The 2,631-nt window shown below is 70.4% G+C and carries 1 protein-coding gene; it reads right to left on the reverse strand.

Features of this window, described 5'->3' with window-relative positions; translation table 11 throughout:
* Window positions 1-1,426 precede the first annotated feature (1,426 nt).
* Entirely contained in the window at window positions 1,427-2,377 is a 951-nt protein-coding gene (locus AC1DP0_RS20685) for an alpha/beta fold hydrolase (protein ID WP_478088229.1), read from the reverse strand.
* Between the last annotated feature and the right edge of the window lie 254 nt (window positions 2,378-2,631).

Here is a 2,631-nt window from a genome sequence, read left to right on the forward strand (position 1 = left end):
GTGCTGAACGTGGCGGCGGCCTCCCAAGGTGGGAGTGGAGGCCGCCGCCAGCGTCGCCTTCTGGCGATGCGCTGCGCGTGCCCTGCGGGGAGGTTGAGGACACGACAGCCATCAAGTCCACGTGGGGCGTGGACCTGCTACATCCAACCGAACGACAGCGCCCTGTGTAAGCGGTTTCAGATATCTCGGCTGACAACGTGCCCACCCTCCCTCAGGAGCACGCTGGGAAGCTCCGCCAGGGGCCTACATGCTCAGGCGAAAGCGAGGTTCCACCGTCTTGAGGGACGCGTGCCCGGTAGCCGTCATCCGGCGCGTCTGCGGAGCCCACCTGGCGCGGGCGTTGGTGGGCTCGGCACCGACAGGCAGACACCCGCGGGAACAAATCCGGTCAAGGCTCGGGCGTAGCTTGTACGTCGCCTGAGGATGGATCGCGTTCCCGCGCCATGGGATTCGGAGTGCGAGACAATGACGGTGGCGTCGATCCAGTGCCGAGGCACCCCTCCTGCAAAGGTCGACACCCGGATCGTCGTCGGCTGCGCCCGGGATCGCCCCTGAGTCCCAGGCGCGTGGGGCGCTGCCGTCCCCTCCCGTGTCCGGACGGCAGCGCCCTTGCCCTTGACCTTCTCCAGCGCACGAAGCCGAACGCACTGAACTAGCCAGTCGCCCACGTCGCAACACACCAGTACGGAAGGCGAAGCGTCTGCGCAACGACGCGCAGGCACAGCCTGGCCATGAGGGGCGAGGGAGAAGGACGCCATCTGCGAGGCCTCCGGGTGCGTGAAGCCTCTACGCACCCGAACGTCTGGGCTCAGTTACCGAGCCCGGTCGGGGTGAAGCGGTTGCCGCTATGTCAGTCCCGGCAGGTGTCTCATGGCCGTCTGTGCCTTCGACGAATCCATGCCACGCTCAGAGGCGCGGCAACGGCGATCATGCTTGTCAGGCAGCCCAGCGGAAGGGGCAGGCAGCAACCGGTACACGACACCCTGGTGCCGTTCGCGGTCGTAGTGGAGTACCCCGGGAATGGGGCGAGTCGAAACCGGCCTTGCCGAGGGGGTGCCATGTGGGCCTTTCGATCATCGAGTCGGTGGGGCTGGTTGGGCTGGTTGGGCTGGTTGGACGGTCCCGTAGTTCGGTCGCCGTCGACGCGGAGAGTGTCGCCTTTGACGTGCCCCCCTCATGCCCACCGGGTCGCGGTGCCAACCCGCCCTGTGCACACTTTCCGTGTGCGGCCCATGGTGTGGCCGTTGAAACCCACCTCGAAGGTGCCGACCCCGCGGGGGCACCAGCCACGACCGGTCGGGCGAGAAGGGCGACAGGACGGGACCTGGGCACGCCGTTCGGAGCGGTGGCCTCCACCGGCAAGGTGGGGGTCAGCCTCCTGGGGAGGTTCACCGAAGCCGCCCTCGATGCCTGCCTGCATGCAGCCTCAGGGTCGGGCAGCGAGAACCGCGACCCTGCCCTCGTCGACGAGCCAGTCACGGATCCGGTCGACGGTCCAGCCCGGCGCCTCGAGCTGGGGCACGTGCCCGACGTCCTCCCCGACCTCGAAGCGCCACGCCGGGTTCCGTTTCACCACCGCTCGCGCCGCGGCGATGGGGACGAGCCGGTCCTTCGCCCCGTGCAGGAGGAGCACGGGGACGGTGATCCGCCCCATCAGCGCGTAGAGCCAGCGCCGGCGGGCGAGGACGAGGATCAGGGAGCGCCCCGCCACGATGAGCTCGGCGTCGACGTCCGGGTAGCCCTGACGTTCCCGGGCGAGCTCGAGATGCTGCTGCACGACGTGCGCCGGCACCCTCCTCGTGTCGACGCAGCAGAGCCGCAGCAGGGCCATGGCCTGTCCCTCGGCGGAGAGCAGCGAGCGCCGGCGGGCCAGGAAGCCGCGCGCGACGGCGGGGACGGCATACGCCCCGAACATGACGGTGACGAGAGGGTCGGGGCGAGCCGTCGGACCCACGGGCAAAGCGGGGTCCACGAGCACCAGCCCGCTGACGACGTCGGGGCGGGCGTCGGCGAGGAGCATCGCGAGCAGGCCACCCATCGAGTTCCCGACCAGGATGACCGGGTGGCCGACGACCTCGTCGACGAAGCGTGCGAGCAGGTCGCGGTTGGCGTCGATGTGCTGCGATCGCCCCAACGGCTGCGTGCGACCGAAGCCGACCAGGTCGATTGCCAGGACCCGGCACGTCTCGGCGAGCGTCGGCGCGACCGCGGCCCAGTTGAGGACGGAACCGCCGAGACCGTGCACGAGCAGCAGCAGCGGCCCGTCCTCCGGTCCGCCGTAGTCGACGTAGTGCACGGGGCCGTCGAGGTCTGCCCACCTCGCCGTCGGCGGCGGGCTGGGAGGCTCGGGGAGGAGGTCATGCTGCCACGCGGCCACGTTCTCATTCTGGCCGGACCGCGCGGCGGCGGCTGGAGGACGCTCGCATGTGATGGACGCGACGTGGCAGCTGCGCTTGCGGTCAGGACGCGCGGCGCCGCCGGCGCACCGGGCGGTACTCGGTAACGAGTGACACGCCCGGCTGGTCGTTCATCGTCCGCCGGGCCCCCACTCCGGCGGTCGCCATCGCGATCCCGGCCAGCAGGTACGAGACTTGGCCGCGCCGGCCAGGGCGGGTCCCGCCGACTCCCCCG

The sequence above is a fragment of the Terrabacter sp. P5_B1 genome (assembly GCF_056400505.1).